Source organism: Phyllobacterium zundukense (assembly GCF_025452195.1).
Taxonomy (GTDB): domain Bacteria; phylum Pseudomonadota; class Alphaproteobacteria; order Rhizobiales; family Rhizobiaceae; genus Phyllobacterium; species Phyllobacterium zundukense_A.
In genome coordinates this window covers 39629-57057 of the sequence record NZ_CP104973.1, presented here as the reverse complement: position 1 = coordinate 57057, position 17429 = coordinate 39629, and the positions used below count along the sequence as shown (strand labels likewise).

The window sequence follows — 17429 nt, the reverse complement described above, 5'->3', positions numbered from 1 at the left end:
GGAAAAAATGCTCAATAAATTGATGAACGTCCTTGTAGGAGTGGCACTGCCGCTCGCACTGTTGGCGACTGGCCCGGCCATGGCCGAGGTTCGTGAGCATCAGCTCAAATTTGCATCGGCCAACAACAAGGGCCACCCGCAGGTCATGGGCATGGAGAAGTTCGCCGATCTCGTGAAGGAAAAGAGCAGCGGCAAGATTACCGTAAAGCTTTTCCCGGGAGGCGTGCTGGGCGGAGACGTTCAGACAGTTTCCGCCCTTCAGGGCGGGGTGATCGAAATGACAGTACTGAACGCCGGGATATTGGCCGGCAACGTCAAGCAGTTCGGCGCGGTCGATCTGCCCTTCCTGTTCAACAGCGGTGAAGAGGCAGACAAGGTCATGGACGGTCCGTTCGGCACGAGCCTCATCAAATTGCTGCCGGATACGGGCCTTGTCGGGCTTGCCTATTGGGAACTCGGTTTTCGAAATCTGACCAACAACCGGCATCCGGTAGCAAAGCTGGAAGATATCAAGGGTTTGAAAATCCGTACTATCCAGTCGCCAATCCCCATCGAGCTCTTCAACAGTCTCGGCGCGAATGCGGTGCCCATGCCATATACCGAACTCTATACCGCGCTCGAAACAGGAACGGTGGACGGCCAGGAAAATCCTGCGGCGAATATCGTGAACGCGAAATTCTATGAAGTCCAAAAGTACATGACGATTACGCGCCACCAGTACAATCCGCAGATCGTGCTGATCAGCAAGAAGTTCTGGGACGGGCTGAATGATGAAGAAAAGGCCGTACTGCAATCGGCCGCAGACGAAGCGCGCGATTATCAGCGAAAGGTTTCGCGTCAGCAGGACGCGGCATCGATCGACGAGATCAGGAAGACCGGGATGGAAGTCACTGAACTCAGCCCGGAGGAAACACAGAAACTTCGTGATGCGGTCAAGCCGATGATCGACAAGTTCAGTGCGGACATTGGCGCAGAAACCGTGACGGAACTCTTCAAGCAACTGAACGCAGCACGCGGCCAGTAGGGCTACAAGTCAGCCCGCGCTCCGCAGCGGGCTGACTTACTCGATAGTCCAAGGTCGCGCCGAGCTCGAATGAGCGGAATGGAAATGATGAGCGAGACATTGTTGAAGCCGATAAAGGCAGGGCTCATTGGGGCAGGCATCCAGGCTTCGCTCACGCCCGCCATGCACATGAAAGAAGGCAGGGCTCAGGGGCTCTCCTACGAATATGACCTGATTGACCTCAATCAGCTCGGTGCATCGATCGACGATCTTCCTCGGCTGCTTTCTGAAGCTGAGGAACGCGGCTTTTCAGGTCTCAATATCACCCATCCCTGCAAGCAGGCGGTCATGCCTCACCTCGATGAACTTTCCGCCGATGCCAGATCGATCGGTGCCGTAAATACAGTGGTTCTCAAGGATGGACGGCGCTACGGCCACAATACCGATTGGTGGGGCTTTGCGCAGAGCTTCCGTCGAGGCCTTCCCGGGGTCGACACGTCGTTTGTGGTTCAGCTCGGCGCGGGAGGTGCTGGGGTCGCAACCGGATATGCAGCTTTGTCGCTGGGCGCGGCGAAGCTTGCCGTATTTGATCGCGAACGACAGCGCGCCATTGCGTTGAGCAGGTCAATGCAGGAGATCTTTCCCGACGCGCAGATCACCGCTGGAGGTGACCTTATGGAAGCGATGCAGCGAGCGTCCGGATTGATCCATGCCACACCTACTGGAATGTCTGGATATCCTGGCTTGCCATTACCGGCGGATTTGCTCGATCGACGCCATTGGGTAGCCGAAATTGTCTACTTTCCCCTCGAGACGGAATTGCTGAGGCAGGCGCGCCAGCGCGGCTGTCCAACACTCGATGGCGGGGGTATGGCAGTGTTCCAGGCTGTCGGAGCCTTTCAGCTTTTTACCGGCCTGCAGCCTGATGCGAACCGGATGCTCGACCATTTCAAGACCATGACCGTGTAGAACGCTTTCCTTCATAGACGTAAGGACCCGGCAATGAAGACGTCAATTGCAACAGTTTCAATCAGTGGCGATCTCCCTGAAAAGCTGGATGCGATCGCAAAGGCAGGTTTCAGCGGCGTTGAGATTTTCGAGAACGACTTTCTGGCTTTCGATGCAAATCCGCGTGATGTCGGCAGGATGGTCAGGGATCACGGGCTGGCGATCACTCTGTTTCAGCCCTTTCGCGATTTCGAAGGAATGCCCGAACCACATCGATCCCGTGCATTCGATCGGGCGGAACGCAAGTTCGATGTGATGCAGGAATTGGGAACGGACCTCGTGCTCGTCTGTTCGAACGTATCGCCAATTGCGTTGGGTGGATTGGATCGTGCTGCGGATGACTTTCGCGAGCTTGGCGAACGCGCAAAAAAACGCGGACTACGCGTTGGATACGAAGCGCTCGCCTGGGGACGGCACATCAATGATCATCGAGATGCGTGGGAAATCGTTCGCCGTGCTGACCACACCAATGTCGGGCTGATCCTGGACAGTTTTCATACGCTGGCGCGAAAGATCGATGTCAATTCGATCCGCTCTATCCCTAAGGAGAAGATATTAATTGTTCAGCTTGCTGATGCCCCGCTGATCGATATGGATCTTCTGTACTGGAGCCGCCACTACCGCAACATGCCCGGGGAGGGAGATCTTCCGGTCGTGGACTTCATGCGAGCGGTCGCTGCAACCGGCTATGATGGATTTCTGTCCCTGGAAATCTTCAATGATCAGTTTCGCGGGGGCTCGCCCCGTTCGATAGCGCTGGATGGCCATCGATCGCTCATCTATCTCGGCGACCAGATACAACGGCTTGAACCCGACGTGGCGATGACGCTGCCAAGGATGCCGGACCGCATTCAGGTCGATGGTGTGGCATTTGTTGAATTTTCTGCCAGCGAGGAGGAGGCCGAACAACTCGGCGGGCTTTTGCGCGCACTGGGTTTCCACGTCGCTGGCCAGCACAAAACGAAGCTGGTGACACTTTACCGGCAAGGTGGCATCAATCTTGTCATCAACACCGAGCATGAAGGATTTGCTCACTCCTCGTATCTTGTCCATGGCACATCGGCCTACGCGATCGGTCTTGAGGTAGATGATGCTAAAGCGACAGCGGAGCGTGCACGCGCTCTTATAGCAGAGCCTTTCGAGCAAACCGTCGGACCGGGCGAGCTGACGATTCCGGCGATCCGCGGGGTCGGTGGGGGCATTATCTATTTTATCGATCAGAAGTCTGATCTCAAAAATATATGGGAGATCGAGTTCAACATCATTGCCGGCGCAGAGCCGTGGGATGGTGTAGGCCTCCGGCGCGTTGACCATGTCGCCCAGACCATGAAGTACGACGAGATGCTGACTTGGGTCCTATTCTACACCTCGATCTTCAAGGCGCATAAAACGCCGATGGTCGACATCGTCGACCCCGCAGGCATCGTGCGCAGTCAGGTGATTGAAAACGATGACGGCCGGTTCCGCCTGACACTTAACGGTGCGGAAAATCGCACTACCCTTGCGGGACATTTCATCACCGAAAATTTCGGATCCGGCGTCCAGCATCTGGCGTTTGAGACCAATGACATCTTTGCGACAGCGTCTGCGCTCCATGAGAATGGCTTTACGCCACTCCAGATCTCTTCCAACTACTACGATGATCTGGAAGCCCGGTTTGGGCTCGATATAGAACTTTCCGACAGGCTGAGGTCGGCAAACATCCTTTATGACCGTGATGAAAACGGTGAATATTTTCAGCTGTACAGCCCGAATTACGGCGAGGGTTTCTTTTTTGAAGTCGTTCAACGCAACGGCTATCGAGGTTACGGTGCCTCCAACTCAATCTTCAGAATCGCTGCACAAAAGCGCCATTTAAGGCCGAAGGGCATGCCGCGGGTTTGACCAAAATCCAGCAAGCGCCAGCCGCTTATATGGCCCCACAAGAGGCGCATGTCGCAACGCCGCCCATTTTCCAGTGTTAGCTGCTAGAAGTGATTCAACCGATCGTACCAGGACGAGAGCGGCAATATGACAGATGAACGGGTGGACCCCAGACCTCCAGGTGCGACCTCAACACACCTGAAAAATGTGGTTGAGCGGGCCGAAAGCATGGGGAGCATTACCATTGAGGAGATGATGACCGTGATGGGAAGCTCAAGCATCGCGTTCTCGATCCTTATTCTCTCTTTGCCAGCGCTGACACCGCTGCCCGGGCCGTTCGGGATGGTCTTCGGCAGCTGTCTCGCTCTTATCTCTTTACAGATAGCCGCCGGGGCTGAGCATCTGCAGCTTCCGCGCTTCATCCGCAAACGCAGGCTCTCCGCCGCAACGGTCACCCTAACGGTGCGCTATACCGCTCCAATGATTGCACAGGTAGAGAGAGTGCTGCGCCCTGACAGGCTGAGCGCGCTGACCGGACGCAAAGCTCAGATGCTGCTCGGCATTCCCATTTTTTTTCTGGCCATCGCCATCGCGCTGCCGATTCCATTTGGCAATATCCTGCCTGTCCTCGCGCTGGTCATCATTGCGGCGGCATTGCTCGAACGGGATGGGCTGGCGACGCTCATCGGCGTAGGCGTTGCCGTTCTCGCACTGGGTACCACGGCAGGACTGATCTATGGCGTCGTTTCGGCAACGGACCTGCTCGTTGGTTGACGGTTGCTTGTTGTTTGGTACGAATTCTGGCGGCGCCGTGCGATCGCCGGGCAATGGTGGCAGGACTGAATACAGTTCGATGCGGGGTAATGCAGACAATCCCCCGAGTTGCTTGCTCATGGCTGCACCTGAAATCATCGTGTTGATGTTGAATGGCTATGCTGCACTGCACATATAGGGGTGATGATATCTGTCCTGTTGATCCAACGCATCTCCATGCCGATCCGCCTTTATCTGAAACCTTTAAGCTCCGGGGAGTGGCATGACCGCTAACAGTGCACTCCTTCTGGTCAATCCGAACTCGCGGCGGGGCAAGGAAAGCCTTCCTGTTGTCCGCCAACATTTATCACGAGCGGGTATCGTATATCTCGAACTTCCCCCAGAAAACAAGGAATCGCCTTCGACTGCGATAGTCCGCCTAGCAGATCAGGTGAACAGCGTTATCGTTGGTGGCGGCGACGGTAGTTTGAACTCCGCTGCAAAAGGGCTGCTCGACACGGGGCTACCGCTCGGTGTCCTGCCGTTGGGAACAGCGAACGATTTTGCGCGAACCATGGGTTTACCATTGGACCTAGCGACCGCCATCGACGTCATTGCCAAGGGCAAGACTGCACCGATTGATCTTGGCGAAGCCAACGGTCACCCGTTTTTTAATGTCGCCAGCATCGGCTTCAGCGCCGATCTGGCAATGTCGCTTACCGAGAAAGCGAAGAAGCGCTGGGGCAAGCTGGGATACGGGCTGGTGGCTGCCAGGCTCCTCGCAAGCTCACGGCTTTTTACCGCCACACTGGATCATGACGGAAGAACCGAGGAGCTGCGAACCTTGCAGTTAGCAGTTGGTAACGGTCGTTTTTATGGTGGCGGCATGACTGTTCAGGCCGATGCCACCGCCACCGATGGAATGCTCGACTTCTATAGCCTGGAAGTTGATCATTGGTGGAAGCTCCTGAGACTCCTTCCGAGCTTGCGAAAGGGGACGCATGGTGATTGGGACGACGTTCGAGCGTTTTCCACCAAGGACCTTACAATCCATACAAGCAAACCCCGTGCCGTGAACCTGGATGGCGAATTGAAGACCGAGACGCCGGTAAGGTTTAAAATCCGTGAGAACGCGGTGCCAGTCTTCGTTCCCTGATCTCGGGAGATCGGAAGAATCCTGAACCCCGATACCGTGGAGCGTCATGGCATTGATACCATAGCCTGACCGTTTGATCTGTAAATGAGCGGCTCAACGAACAAGCTAGATCGTCTGGCTGTGCTCTCCGCCTGGACGTGATATCCCGCTCAGCGCCTCGCCGGCCTGGCCATCGCCTGTCAGTGCGATATCAGCCAACGACAGGATGCCAACCAAGCGCTTGTCGCGGTTGATGACGGGCAGACGGCGGACCTGAATACCGGCCATGTTTTCGCTAACCTCGTCAATCTCTTGGTCATCATAACAATATTGAACATTAGAGGTCATGACCTCTGAGACCTTGGCATCGGGGCCTTTGCCTTCGGCAATACCGCGAATGGCAATATCCCGATCGGTAATCATGCCAACGAGGCGATCATTTTCACCAACTGGCAATGCTCCAATATCAAGACCTGCCATGATCTTGGCCACAAACTGGATTGCTTCATCTGGATTAGCTACGCGGACATCCCGCGTCATTGCTTCACTCACTTTCATTTCTGCCTCCTATGCTTGGAACTTTATACGGATGGGCGACCGGTTTCTCCTTTTTCGGATCGGGTCACCTCGACTTTTTCTGCCGACAACCAAAAGGCACGCAAATCTGCTGGTCAGGCGGCCTGGACGTTGTCGACCTGATCACGCGATAAATGGTTCGATAGCACCATGAAAACCGCCCGGATTGCACCTTCGGGTCGACCGGTCGCGTATCGACCAGCCACTGCGCGATATCCGTTACAAAGCTCTCAAGCTTATCCTCGGTTGGTTGCTTCGCCGGGGTGAACTGGTCGTAGTAGGTGCCGCGCACCAATAATGGCAGCTCGGCGCTCAGATGGGCAGAGAGTTCGACGGGAAGCCGATCTCTCAACTTGTGCAGCACTCCCGATAGAACCCTCCAGGCGAGTTTTCGGTCCGGACCGATGACGTTCGTGATCTCGTCAAGCCAGATATTTGTCGTTTGAAGCGTCTTGTCAAAAACGTCCAGTCCCGTCGCGCTCATGGCGAACCTCCTGTCTGTTTTTATCGCGGGATATTCACGTAACCGCGAAAACAAGGATTTGTTCCGCGTTGATTGCCCTCGAACGCGAGGAACGAGAAAATGCGCCCGGCAGTGCAATCAGAGGCGCACCGGGCTCGCGCACTGCCCATCGCCCATTCGAACATGCTGTCCGTGCCGCCCGGAGCGATAAAAGGTGCCTCTGTAGCAGAAAACGCGTCAGCCCGACGTCCTGGCGCGCCATCAGATTGACAGATTTATGACAGTTTTATGAACATCAGACGAATCCGAGAACGAACCAATGATGAGCCGAGAGAATCAAGTGTTTGTCACTGCGCTTTGCGCAATCACGTTTCTGCTGTTCGTCATAGGCTTGTCCACACCGGCTCTACTGGTCGAAGACGGGCTGGTGGAAGATTTAAGTGCCACGGGTTTTGCCATTGCCGCGCTACTCGCGCTGAATACAGCTCTTCTCAAGAATGTCTCCTTGACCTTCACGCAGAGGGGCCTCTTGATCGGGACAAGCGTGCTGTCTTTGGTGCTCTTCCTCAGCGAGATTAGTTTTGGTGCTCGCATCTTCCATGTCCAGATGCCGAAGATGAGAGGTGGTGGAGAGTTCGACGGCGGGCACGACATAGCCATTCTTGTCTTTCGTGTGATCAGAGATGCGGGATTCGCGGGCATCGTCATTGCCCTCATTGGTGCGGCAATTCTTCTGGCCGTTGCTGTCGCGCTTCTGTTCCGGTTTCGGCAGGAGGTGGGGGCGATGGTGCGGTATATCATTTCGCGAACGTTCGAGTTCCGCCTCCTATTGGCGCTCTGCTTGCTCGCGAGCGCAGTGGTCCTCGATCTCATACCGTCGTACAAAGCAGCGACCCTGGAAGAAGTTCTGGAATTTGCCGCAAGCGGCGTTTTGATTTTGGCCGTTGTCGGACTTTTTTGGCGTAAACGCCCAAGCGGTGTTGGGCGGGCCGTCAAAACCAAGAATACGATTCGTCCGCACTGGCCCCGGCAGCTTTAGCCGGCGGTCTGCCGCTACAGTCACATGAGGTCGAAGATTTTTCGCTAAACAATGACGGCCGAACCGGAATGATCTATGGCCCGACCGTCTGAAGTCAGAGGCGGGGTTATAAGTCCGAGAAACGCCGCTCCCGCTCAAATGGCGCGTCTTTCATATGTGGCTTGGCCGCTCCTCTCCCGGAGATCACGCGGCCAAGCCACGGCTGACACCAAGGATCAGCCATTCCACCACCAGAACACACTCTGACGGCAACTTACTTCGACATGTAAACGACCTTGCGGTCCTTCATTGTCACGATAACCGGTTGCTTATCCACATAGATGTAACCGTAGTCCGGATTATCGGGGATCGGCACCAGCTTGACGTCCTCCGGCACAGCGGTGCCAATTGCAACATCACCTTCTACGACGACAGGATCGGTCGGATGCGCGATAACATATTCGCGGGCCGGCTGCGGAACATCAACGACAACTGCATCCTGAGCGTAGACGCTACCAGACATCGCAAGCATCACGGCTGTGGCAAGCAAAATCCGTCTCATCGTTACTCTCCTTTGTGAAATCGTTCCCTTCCGTTGCCACAACTTGCGGCCTTGAGGTTTGTTCCGCCGGCTGCCCTTTGTCAAAAGATTTCAGACCTTTGCCATGTCTCCATCAGACTTTCGTCCGATGCTCAATCGGCCCAAGTCCTCGGCTTCATCAGACTGAAGCCCAAATTCGGAACAGCGCCACCTGCGATGACGTTTGCCTTTCAGCTTTGCCGTCCACGTAGGACGAGCCAAGGCGGCGGACAGCAAAGCCGGACAAAGACGATGTTGTCTCTTCTCCCGGTATGCCCGGGAGGCTCCGCCTTGGCTCTGATTGTTGAAAGGAATTGGTTATGAACAAGAAATTGATCGTAGCTGGGGCATTGGTGCTTGGTTTTGCAACCGCTGCCTCTGCGCAGGAAGGCACAGTCAACGGCGCCGCGGGTGGTGCTGTGACGGGGGCGATTGTTGGTGGCCCCGTCGGCGCTGCGGTCGGCGGCGTTGCCGGTGCAGTCGTTGGTACCGTGCTCGCTCCACCGCCGCGCAGAGTGGTTTCATATGTGGAACAACAGCCGATCCCGGAGAGTGAGGTGGTTGTTAAACAGAAAGTGGTTGTCGGCAAGCCATTGCCCAACAGGGTCAAGATAATGCGTATCCCGCAAGATCCGAAATACGCCTACGCAGTGGTCAACCATCAACGTGTGATCGTCGATCCTTCGAACAGGACCGTGGTTCGCGTCGTTGACTAACAGAGAAAGTGGAAGAGCGCTCGGGGGGCGTTCTTCCACACAAATTAAACGAGAGGAGATAATCCCATGAAGAATATCATTCTGAAAAGTGCCCTCGTCCTCGCGCTTGGCGTTGCGCCCGGAGCAGGACTTGCACAAACCGAAATGCTGAAGAAGAAACCAGCCCAGCAGACTGAAGGCCAAACGCAGATGCCGGCGGAAACGGGGACTCAGGAACCGGGTGCAACAACCAAGTCCCAGACCGAGGGCCAGGCTGGCACTCAGATGAAGAAGAGCCAGCAAACGGAGGGACAGGCACAAGCTCCCGCCGGTCAGGACACGAAGAGTGAGCAGACTCAGGACAAGGCACAGGCCCCTGCAGATCAAGGAACGGAACAACAGGGCGCTGCCAGCAAGGAACAGACACAGGAGCAAACTGGCACGACCACTACAGAAGGCACAGCCAAGACCAAGCCAGCGCCGGACGATGATACGGCCAAGACGTCAAGCCAGCCGTCCAACGAAACGACAGGCAGCGTCAATGTGACGGCCGAGCAGAAGACGGAAATCAAGCAGGTCATAACCGAAACGAAAGCTGAGCCGGTTCGCGACGTCAACTTCGAAGTGAACATCGGCGTGGCGGTGCCGCGAACGATCGAGCTGCAACCGTTGCCGCCACGCATCGTCAAGCTTGTGCCCAGATATGAAGGCTATCGCTATTTCTTGCTGGCGGACGGCAGGATCGTCATCGTCGATCCAGACTCGCTGGAGATCGTCGTCATTATCGCGTGATAGCATCAAACGAAGTTAAATCGGGGACGGCTGCCGTCGTGAGCCGTCCCTTTTTTGCGCGTTGCTCTGGCGAACGTCGCCAAGGCGGTCATTGGCAAGGCGCTGATGACGGATCCAGAAATCCTGCAGATGGACGAACCGAGCCGGGGCATCGATATCGGCGCCAAGGCGATTTTCAACGAGCTGAGGCCACGGAAGAAGCCGTGGTCGCCGCATCGATTCGGCGGAATTGGCGTGTCAATTCACAGTCGAAGGTTAGAACTGCCCTCGCTCAGCGCCACTCAGCATATGATCCGCCAGGCTGTAGCAGTGGCTCGCCTGATAGGCGTTCCGGCCCCGGTTCATGTGCGTCAGGTTGAATGCCCGGATGGCCCGCAGCGCACGGGGCGCCGCGAGGAATTTGTCGATCGAGGAGCAGCCGCGAACCTTGATGGCGAAAATATCCTCGCCGCGGGGGAAGAAATAGCCGACGTCTTCCGGCGTCATGACACAGCGCTCGAGAAACGCTTGGTCCACCCGGCCCTGATCGAGTGAATGGTCGGTGGTGAAGTCGGAAAGGTGCACCAGGAATAGCGCGCGGATGCCCCCGCCGTCGGCATAGAGCGAGAAGAGCTCCATCCAGCTCGCATTGACGCGCACGAGCGCCTTGCCCGGAGTCGACGGCAGACAGGAAACCGACCAGTAATATCGCTCGGTCTGGCGCGGGATCGGGATGCAGTCGCGGCCGTAGCGCCGGAGAATCTCCAGGACCTCGTGCGCCTGCGGCCGGGTTAGCAGCTTCTCAAACCGCGCAACGTATCTGAGACGCAGTTCCAGGGACTCCGGGCGCTCGTCGGCGTCGCGCAGGATGGTCTTGCCGTGCATCCAGTCGCGCTGCTGCTGGAGATCCAGGAATCGGCGCAGACCGGTGGTTTTTGGGCGGCGATTAGCGCTCACTTCGGATACCATGTCTGTTGATTCCACCGAGAACTGCCCCGGCATTTCCGCCGGGAATTGACCCGCCTTCATGTATGTTCTGGTCTGGCGTGGTGGTCAAGGAAGTTGTGTTTCAGGTTTCGAGGATGTGGCAGTGATGGGTTGCCCATGCGTCAGCTGCCAAAAAACCGACAAGGCTTCTTGCTGGGCATTCGTCATACCCTTCGTGTTCCGGACACCATAGTCGCTGCACCACTCAGACAGGAGCAGGTTCGCAATACTCGATCAGCAGTTCGGTGAGGACCCGTATCTTCCTTGCTGGATGCTGACCTGGCGGGCGGATGACATATGCACCTGCCGGGGGTGGTGGATAACGCTTCATGACAGGCAAGAGCGCGCCGGAGGCTATATACTCATGGGTGAGGCAATCGGGCAGGTAAGCGATTCCGAGTCCTGCTGCCGCGGCGGCGACCAGAGCAGCGCCGTTGTCAGCTTTGAACCGCCCCTGCGGACGAACCGTGATGATCTTGTCGCCATCCATGAGTTGCCAGGCTTCAGTGCCCTGCATGAGGGCCTCATGAGTGACGAGCTCCTCCGGAGTTTCGGGCGACCCATGCGCCTCGATGTAGTCCGGGCTCGCGACGAACTTCCCATAGATCGGTCCGACGCGTCTTGCGATCAGGTTGGAGTCCTGAAGATAGCCTACCCGTATCGCACAATCGTAACCCTCTGTGATGAGATCGACGAAGCGATCACTGTAGCAGGTGTGGATTTGCAGCCGGGGATGGCGTCGCGCCATTTCCGCAAGAATTGGAGCGAAGTGGCTCTGCCCGAAAGAAAGCGGCACAGCAACTCGCAAGCGTCCGCGAAGGTCACCGGCGGGCAGGATCGTTTCCTTGGCCACGTCGATCTCGGCGCAGACTCGTGCTGCATAGTCTCGGAACGTGGCCCCGGCTTCTGTGAGAGCAGCGCCGCGGGTCGTTCGTGCAAGCAGCTGGACGCCAAGTTCCGATTCAAGCCGGAAAAGCCGACGACTGACGATCGACTTGGAGACCCCGAGCCGGAGCGCGGCGGCCGAAACGCCCCCGGCATCAGCAACTTCTACGAATGTCCGTAGCTCTTCAATGTCCATCTGCGTTCCCCTTTTCGCGACACAGCTTGCCACAAATCGACACTACCGCATCGCGCCTGGGAACGGCAATGTTCCTTTTAGGCAACGTCGCCGCTGGCGCATGTCTTCCCGCAAACCAACCTTACTAACAACGACAGTATAGTAAGTAATAATGACCTTTCGTAACGGCCTTGATTCTCTTCTACGTCCCGAAGACTCCGTACTTGTTCTGATCGACCATCAACCTTACCAGCTCGCGAACCTGAACAGCCACGATCCGCACATGGTGGTCAACAACACGACCGCGCTGGCGAAGCTGGCAAAAGCCTTCAATGTTCCGACCATTCTCACCAGCGTGATCGCGGCGCGCGGTGGACTTCTCTTTAAGCAGATCACCGAGGTATTTCCGGACCAGGAAGTCATCGATCGCACTTGGGTGAACACCTGGCAGGACGAGAATGTGGTGAGCGTCGTCAAGGCGACTGGCCGCAAGCAGCTGATCATCGCCGGCCTGTGGACCGAGGTCTGCGTCGCAATGCCTGTCATCCAGGCCGCCGGCGAAGGCTGGGACGTGACCGTGATCACCGACGCGTCGGGCGGGATTTCGAAGGAGTCTCACGAAGTTGCCATCCAGCGAATGATCGCGGCCGGCGCGAACGTGATGACCGTGATGGCGCTCGCTGGCGAATGGCAACGTGATTGGGCGCGCACCGAGCATGTCGAGGAGCTGACCGAGATTCTCATCCAGCACTTCGGCGGCAGCGGCATCGCGTATCTGTGGGAGCAGCAGCTGCTCAACACGCCGGTGCCGGGCACCGCGGGCTGATTTGAGCGGGGATGTAGAGGATCTCGAGCGACCGTCGGGAAAACCGCCTGCTTATCGGATCCTCGTCATCCCCTCTCGACAAGGTATGCTTTTTGAAAAACGCTGAAATTTGCCAATGTTAGGCTGCCGTCCTCCACGGCGCGACGGGATGGCGGCGCTGCTGGCACAGGTGTATGATGGTGGTTTAATACTTCGAGATCAGGGAGGACAGCATGACTTCTTGGGAGATCAAGGGACGCGAACTCGTCAACTGCACGTGCGAGTATGGCTGCAACTGTCAATTCAATGCGCTGCCTGACAAGGGCCATTGCCATGCCGTTGCGGGGATCCAGATTGATGAAGGTCATCATGGCGAGACCGTTCTCGACGGCCTCCGGCTGGCGGCGATCTTCAAATGGCCTGGCGCCATCCACGAAGGCAACGGCGAAGCCATCGCTTTCGTTGACGAGAGCGCAACCGACGAGCAGCGCCAGGCGTTGCTACGCATCATGACCGGCCAGGACACCGACCCGTTCGCGACGATGTTCGCCGTCTATGCCTCAACCGTGACAAAAATGAATGAGCCGGTTTTCACGAAGATCGACCTCGAACTCGATATCGATGGCCGCAGGGGCCGCATCTTCGTCAAAGACTATATCGAAACGGTAGGCGAACCGATCCGCAACAAGGTAACCGGCGCGGACTCGCGTGCTCAGATCGTGTTGCCGAACGGCTTCGAATATGCAGTCGCCGAGATTGGCAGCGCTTCGAGCAGCACTACCGGGCCGGTACAGGTGAACATGAAGGACAGCTACGGCCAGTTCGCGCGGTTGCATCTCAATAATCACGGGGTCGTGCGAGCCTGACGCGCCGCATGGACAGGGCGCCGCCACTCGAACGTTTGCTCAGACGCGACCGGCTCATCACGATCGCGGGTCTGATTGCGCTGTGCCTGCTGGCCTGGCTGTATATAGTCGCGGGTGCAGGGCTCGGCATGAGTGCGTGGGAGATGTCGAAGCTCGCATTATTTCCACACCAGCAAACAGCCGACATGCCCGGCATGGATATGAGTGGCATGGATATGAGCGGGATGGCCATGGAGGCGGAACCGCGAATCTGGGGGCTGCCAATCTGGACGCTGATGATCGCCATGTGGTGGATCATGATGATCGCGATGATGTCTCCGAGCGCCGCGCCGACTGTCCTGCTTTACGCGCGCGTGCACCGCCATGCGCTCACGCAGGGTCAGATCCAGGACAAGCTGGCGCCCACTGGCGTATTTGTGGCGGGCTACCTCCTGGTCTGGCTGGGATTCTCCGTTGTGGCAGCCACCCTGCATTGGCTGCTCGAACGCGAGGCATTCGTCTCAACGACGATGAGTTCGCAGAGCCGCTGGCTTTCGGGCATCGTGCTCATCGCCGCAGGCCTGTATCAGTTCTCGCCGCTCAAGAACGCCTGCCTGTCGCATTGCCGGGCACCGACGGGATTTCTTTCCAGCCACTGGCGCCCTCATGCACTTGGAGCGTTGCGTTTGGGCGCACTGCACGGCGCCTTTTGTGTCGGCTGCTGCTGGATGCTGATGGCATTGTTGTTCGTGGGTGGCGTGATGAATCTGGTGTGGGTTGCTGCGCTTGCCATTCTGGTCCTGGTTGAAAAGGTGTTTCCTGCCGGTCAGTGGGTTGGTCGCGCGGCCGGCATCGCCCTGATCGCCTGGGGCAGCGCAACGCTTTTCATCTGACGACCACTGGCGCTCTGGAGCTCGCTGAATGGTCGTGCGCAGCGTCGATCCCACGTGTTCGAGGATGCCAGCAACCAGTTTTCAACTCGGCTCCAGCGAAAAGGAGTCCCTGCAATGGGCGATTTGACAGACAACGCCAATGTCATCATTCGGCCGCCGATCGCCTGGGCGCTCGCAGTGCTCGCCGGGCTCGCCCTGCAATGGATCGTGTCCTTGCCGTTCATGCCAGCCCCGGTGCCTGCGACGTGGATCGGAGGGGTGGTGTTCGTTCTCGCGCTGGCGCTTGTCGTCTGGGCGCTCGATACGATCACCAGGGCCGGCTCGAACGTGCCCACCAACATGCCGACCACCACAATCGTCCAGACCGGACCCTACGCCTTCACGCGCAATCCCATCTACCTCGGCATGTTTCTTGGGCTCGTCGGTCTCGCCATTACCTTTGACAGCCTTTGGATGCTCGGAACGCTCGTGCTCTTCGCTCTCGTAATTCGCTACGGAGTGGTGGCTCGGGAAGAAGTCTATCTCGAGCGCAAGTTCGGCGACGGTTATCGCCAATACCGCGCGCGTGTGCGGCGCTGGCTGTAGCGCCCCGGTTTCGACGCGCGACAGAAACGCCGTTCAATCTGGTTCAAAGCGCGACCATAGAGCCGCGTGCGTCAATATTCTAACGGCGCTGCATCAGTTTAGAAGTGTCTCGCTATGGGCATGACACTCCCAACCATTTGACCCGCGAATCCAGACGGAACTATCGGCTGCTCTCATATTTTGCGACTTGCCGTCCATCGAAACGTTCTGCCGAACTGTATATGCGATGAGGGCAATGTCGGGGGAAGGCGTGCTGACTTCAACGTCTTCGAGGGAATAGGATTCGAGGCGCCAGTTTCCCTCCTCGGTCATCTTACCCATTCTCTCTTTTCCGATACGCATAACGCCTTGTGCGCCGGTGACGAGGGCGATCTTGCCCGAAAGTTTTGAAGTTCGGCGGCCGTCCTTCGCCTTCATCGCGTCCCAATAGGATTTCTCCAGGGCCACGATTTCGTCCTTTGTCGGCATGGCTTGAGCGTTCATGACGTCCTCCTACGATGTTGTGTCACCGGAAAACGCTCACATCTGCCGCAAGTTCCCGCCATGGACAACCGGTCTAGATGTCCACGGCCTCCAATTCTCTCTCTATTTCCTTACGGCTGCGATTATGTTTGATGATCAGTTCGAGGGCACGGTTTCTGCTCAAGTCATATTTTGTCATGAGGTACTGGACCTCATATTCCTCACTGGACGAGACTTTCGAGCGATCCCGATTGTCCTGTTTTGATTTGTCGTCTGCCATTTGAGCAAGCCTCCATTGGCTGATCTCTGAAAAACAGTGTTCAGTCATTTTCGTTCCATATCCTTCACGCGTATTGCTCTTTGACGGTTCGAATTTGAGCCGACGCAACCACATACTACGAGGGTAGAAAGGAAAAACTCGCGGAGAGAAGCGCAATAAGGATGATTGCAAATGCAATGATTTCGAGAAGCCAGGTTCTATTGTTGTGCATTATCGTTTCTCGGGCGATGGTTCCACTACACCGCCCATTGCTGAACCCGTATAATCTACCTTCCCGTGTTCCCGTGCACCTTAATTTTCTGCCTTGTCTCTAATGGTCTCCGCGTTCAACATGAAGGGCGATACAAGCGTCTGTTCATTTCCCGTTCATGTTGACGATTTATTTTTCAAGGTACGGGGCATGTTGAAAAGGAGGTATCTCGCATGTCGCTTAAATCAGGACTTTCTGCGCTTGTCCTTATCGGTGGATTGTTCTCGTTCGGCGCGCCAGCCATGGCGGCTCCGATCACGCCTGCGGCCGGGTCGCCGGAAGTATCAACGCCGGTCGAGCAGGTGGGTTGGCGTTGCGGCCGCGGTTGGCACATGAACCGATGGGGACGCTGTGTTCCTAACCGGAGAGTTATGCGCTGCGGCCCCGGTTGGCATGTCAACCGCTACGGAAATTGTGTTCGGAATCGTCCGGTATACCGGGCATGCCCGCGCGGCTTTCACTTGACGCGACGTGGATTCTGCGTACCCAACTAGCAAATATTCTGCAGCTGGCGTTCTGATGAAGGGCGCCAGCGCCACCTTTCGGGGAACCATATCGTTGTTGATCGGTTCATCTTTTGCAGTGAAAGGATGGCGCAATGGACAATAAACCTTCAGAATCCCCGGTCCGTGAAACAACGAACGAAGCGCGCCAGGGGCCACTCGGACGGCCAGTACTAAACGTGCTGATCGTAGCGTTGCTTCTCGCGCTCGTCGCATGGGGCGCGGCTGAGCTCTATGGCGAGCGCGTCGACAACGCGCCAGGAAACACCGGCACTTCAGGGGAAAACGCACCCCCGCCGGCACCGTCAACAAACCAGCCTGTTACGAACACCCCGGTGGACCGTGACCCCACGCCTCAAACCGGCTCGGGGGGGAGATTCTCAAACGAAGAACCCGGCCCCGGCAAATTGATCCAGGTACGATTGTTGATCGACTGTCGGTCAGACGAAACGATCGCTTCGCTTGTGAAGGAATGATCGATGACGAAGGATATAACCGAGATTGCCCGAGCCAGCTACGAAGCCTATGTCGCAAAGGACCGTGCGGCGATAGAAGCGCTGATTGCCGAGGACTTTCACTTCACCAGCCCACTCGACAACCGGATTGACCGCGCCACTTATTTCGCGCGTTGCTGGCCAAATAGCGGGATGGTGGATGGTTTCGAGTTCATCCACCTCTTGTCCCACGCGGACAAGGTCTTTGTTACTTATGAAGGACGCAACACCGATGGCCATCGGTTCCGCAACACGGAGATCCTGGTGGTGCGCGATGGCCAAATCACCGATGCGGAAGTCTATTTCGGCTGGTCAATTCCGCACGAGGCAAGGCTGGGTGAATCCATTTGACAGCGCGCAGGCGTGAACAGAGATCTGCCTGTCAATGCAATAACCAGCC

At 56.9% G+C, this 17429-nt stretch carries 21 protein-coding genes and 1 pseudogene; 15 read left to right on the top strand and 7 right to left on the bottom strand.

What is annotated here, in order from left to right; all coding sequences use genetic code 11:
- Positions 1-7 precede the first annotated feature (7 nt).
- The 5 genes from N8E88_RS12700 (at position 8) to N8E88_RS12680 (ending at position 5783) form a co-directional block, all read left to right on the top strand.
- Positions 8-1024 carry a TRAP transporter substrate-binding protein gene (locus N8E88_RS12700; protein WP_262293983.1) on the top strand — a complete coding sequence of 339 codons (1017 nt, stop codon included), beginning with the start codon at positions 8-10 and terminating at the stop codon, positions 1022-1024.
- A gap of 87 nt (positions 1025-1111) precedes the next feature.
- Positions 1112-1972: a shikimate dehydrogenase gene (locus tag N8E88_RS12695; RefSeq protein WP_262295710.1), complete on the top strand. Its 861-nt coding sequence runs from the start codon at positions 1112-1114 to the stop codon at positions 1970-1972.
- Positions 1973-2005: 33 nt separating this feature from the next.
- On the top strand, positions 2006-3895 hold the full coding sequence (locus tag N8E88_RS12690; protein WP_262293982.1) for a bifunctional sugar phosphate isomerase/epimerase/4-hydroxyphenylpyruvate dioxygenase family protein: 1890 nt from the start codon (positions 2006-2008) through the stop codon (positions 3893-3895).
- A 126-nt stretch (positions 3896-4021) separates the two neighbouring features.
- On the top strand, positions 4022-4648 hold the full coding sequence (locus N8E88_RS12685; protein WP_262293981.1) for an exopolysaccharide biosynthesis protein: 627 nt from the start codon (positions 4022-4024) through the stop codon (positions 4646-4648).
- A 262-nt stretch (positions 4649-4910) separates the two neighbouring features.
- A complete protein-coding gene (locus N8E88_RS12680) occupies positions 4911-5783 on the top strand; it encodes a lipid kinase (RefSeq protein WP_262293980.1) in 873 nt (290 codons plus the stop codon).
- 105 nt (positions 5784-5888) lie between these two features.
- On the opposite strand, the gene N8E88_RS12675 is transcribed toward N8E88_RS12680, so the two are convergent.
- Positions 5889-6320, bottom strand: coding sequence for a CBS domain-containing protein (locus N8E88_RS12675; RefSeq protein WP_262293979.1), 432 nt, complete (start codon positions 6318-6320; stop codon positions 5889-5891).
- 113 nt (positions 6321-6433) lie between these two features.
- Positions 6434-6822: pseudogene (locus N8E88_RS12670) on the bottom strand (DUF2267 domain-containing protein).
- Between the two features lie 319 nt (positions 6823-7141).
- Here N8E88_RS12670 and N8E88_RS12665 point away from each other — a divergent pair.
- Positions 7142-7840, top strand: a complete 699-nt coding sequence (locus tag N8E88_RS12665) for a hypothetical protein (RefSeq protein ID WP_262293978.1) — start codon at positions 7142-7144, stop codon at positions 7838-7840.
- A 253-nt stretch (positions 7841-8093) separates the two neighbouring features.
- Here the strand turns inward: N8E88_RS12665 and N8E88_RS12660 are convergent, their stop codons facing one another.
- The gene (locus N8E88_RS12660; RefSeq protein WP_262293977.1) at positions 8094-8381 is read right to left on the bottom strand and encodes a DUF1236 domain-containing protein; all 288 of its coding nucleotides are present in this window, start codon (positions 8379-8381) and stop codon (positions 8094-8096) included.
- A 338-nt stretch (positions 8382-8719) separates the two neighbouring features.
- On the opposite strand from N8E88_RS12660, the gene N8E88_RS12655 reads away from it, so the two are divergent.
- Both N8E88_RS12655 and N8E88_RS12650 read left to right on the top strand, forming a co-directional pair.
- Positions 8720-9115, top strand: coding sequence for a DUF1236 domain-containing protein (locus N8E88_RS12655; RefSeq protein WP_262292299.1), 396 nt, complete (start codon positions 8720-8722; stop codon positions 9113-9115).
- A gap of 66 nt (positions 9116-9181) precedes the next feature.
- Positions 9182-9886 carry a DUF1236 domain-containing protein gene (locus N8E88_RS12650; protein ID WP_262292298.1) on the top strand — a complete coding sequence of 235 codons (705 nt, stop codon included), beginning with the start codon at positions 9182-9184 and terminating at the stop codon, positions 9884-9886.
- 255 nt (positions 9887-10141) lie between these two features.
- Here N8E88_RS12650 and N8E88_RS12645 read toward each other — a convergent pair whose 3' ends face one another.
- Both N8E88_RS12645 and N8E88_RS12640 read right to left on the bottom strand, forming a co-directional pair.
- The gene (locus tag N8E88_RS12645; protein ID WP_262295709.1) at positions 10142-10834 is read right to left on the bottom strand and encodes a hypothetical protein; all 693 of its coding nucleotides are present in this window, start codon (positions 10832-10834) and stop codon (positions 10142-10144) included.
- Between the two features lie 223 nt (positions 10835-11057).
- On the bottom strand, positions 11058-11933 hold the full coding sequence (locus N8E88_RS12640; RefSeq protein WP_262293976.1) for a LysR family transcriptional regulator: 876 nt from the start codon (positions 11931-11933) through the stop codon (positions 11058-11060).
- Between the two features lie 151 nt (positions 11934-12084).
- On the opposite strand from N8E88_RS12640, the gene N8E88_RS12635 reads away from it, so the two are divergent.
- The 4 genes from N8E88_RS12635 (at position 12085) to N8E88_RS12620 (ending at position 15040) form a co-directional block, all read left to right on the top strand.
- Entirely contained in the window at positions 12085-12738 is a 654-nt protein-coding gene (locus N8E88_RS12635; protein WP_262293975.1) for a hydrolase, read from the top strand.
- 212 nt (positions 12739-12950) lie between these two features.
- Positions 12951-13583 carry a DUF1326 domain-containing protein gene (locus N8E88_RS12630; RefSeq protein WP_262293974.1) on the top strand — a complete coding sequence of 211 codons (633 nt, stop codon included), beginning with the start codon at positions 12951-12953 and terminating at the stop codon, positions 13581-13583.
- 8 nt (positions 13584-13591) lie between these two features.
- On the top strand, positions 13592-14455 hold the full coding sequence (locus tag N8E88_RS12625) for a DUF2182 domain-containing protein (RefSeq protein WP_262293973.1): 864 nt from the start codon (positions 13592-13594) through the stop codon (positions 14453-14455).
- 114 nt (positions 14456-14569) lie between these two features.
- Positions 14570-15040, top strand: a complete 471-nt coding sequence (locus tag N8E88_RS12620; RefSeq protein WP_262293972.1) for a methyltransferase family protein — start codon at positions 14570-14572, stop codon at positions 15038-15040.
- A 93-nt stretch (positions 15041-15133) separates the two neighbouring features.
- On the opposite strand, the gene N8E88_RS12615 is transcribed toward N8E88_RS12620, so the two are convergent.
- Together N8E88_RS12615 and N8E88_RS12610 are read right to left on the bottom strand one after the other, a co-directional pair.
- Positions 15134-15523 carry a nuclear transport factor 2 family protein gene (locus N8E88_RS12615; RefSeq protein ID WP_114428469.1) on the bottom strand — a complete coding sequence of 130 codons (390 nt, stop codon included), beginning with the start codon at positions 15521-15523 and terminating at the stop codon, positions 15134-15136.
- Positions 15524-15596: 73 nt separating this feature from the next.
- The gene (locus tag N8E88_RS12610; RefSeq protein ID WP_112525846.1) at positions 15597-15782 is read right to left on the bottom strand and encodes a DUF3606 domain-containing protein; all 186 of its coding nucleotides are present in this window, start codon (positions 15780-15782) and stop codon (positions 15597-15599) included.
- Positions 15783-16274: 492 nt separating this feature from the next.
- On the opposite strand from N8E88_RS12610, the gene N8E88_RS31840 reads away from it, so the two are divergent.
- The 3 genes from N8E88_RS31840 to N8E88_RS12600 all read left to right on the top strand — a co-directional run bounded on the left by N8E88_RS31840 (position 16275) and on the right by N8E88_RS12600 (position 17380).
- Positions 16275-16526 (top strand): GCG_CRPN prefix-to-repeats domain-containing protein, encoded by a 252-nt coding sequence (locus N8E88_RS31840; protein WP_410010713.1) that lies wholly within the window; start codon positions 16275-16277, stop codon positions 16524-16526.
- 104 nt (positions 16527-16630) lie between these two features.
- On the top strand, positions 16631-17011 hold the full coding sequence (locus N8E88_RS12605) for a hypothetical protein (protein ID WP_262293971.1): 381 nt from the start codon (positions 16631-16633) through the stop codon (positions 17009-17011).
- A gap of 3 nt (positions 17012-17014) precedes the next feature.
- The gene (locus N8E88_RS12600) at positions 17015-17380 is read left to right on the top strand and encodes a nuclear transport factor 2 family protein (protein ID WP_114428473.1); all 366 of its coding nucleotides are present in this window, start codon (positions 17015-17017) and stop codon (positions 17378-17380) included.
- Positions 17381-17429: the final 49 nt, after the last annotated feature.